This window comes from Pseudomonas sp. 43(2021) (assembly GCF_017490805.1).
GTDB lineage: Bacteria > Pseudomonadota > Gammaproteobacteria > Pseudomonadales > Pseudomonadaceae > Aquipseudomonas.
The window spans coordinates 1-510 of the sequence record NZ_JAFGYJ010000288.1; the positions used below are offsets into that span (position 1 = coordinate 1).

Annotated in this window: 1 protein-coding gene; it reads left to right on the forward strand. The window is 65.5% G+C overall.

Annotation, left to right across the window (positions count from 1 at the left end; all coding sequences use genetic code 11):
- Positions 1-510 (forward strand): DRTGG domain-containing protein (locus tag J5M71_RS27255; protein ID WP_243434372.1); only part of this gene is annotated, 510 nt, incomplete at both ends.

Sequence of the window (510 nt, forward strand, 5' to 3'; positions counted from 1 at the left end):
GATTTCCGCTTGCTTGGCTGCATCCCGTTTCAGCCGGAACTCAATGCGCCGCGCACCCGCGACGTCGCCGACCTGATGGGCGCGCAAGTGCTCAATGCCGGCGACTACGAAACCCGGCGCATGAGCAAAATCATCATTTGCGCACGAACCATGCGCAACACCGTCGAGCTGCTCAAGCCCGGCGTGCTGGTGGTGACGCCGGGTGATCGCGACGACATCATCCTCGCCGTCAGCCTCGCCGCGATCAACGGCGTGCCGCTGGCCGGCCTGCTGCTGACCAGCGACACCCTGCCCGACCCGCGCATCATGGACCTGTGCCGGGGCGCGTTGCAGGCCGGTTTGCCGGTGTTGTCGGTGAGCACCGGCTCGTACGACACCGCCAATCTGCTCAATGGCCTGAACAAGGAAATCCCGATCGATGACCGCGAGCGCGCGGAGATCATCACTGATTTCGTCGCCAGCCACCTCGACGCCAACTGGCTGCACCAGCGCTGCGGCACGCCTCGGGAG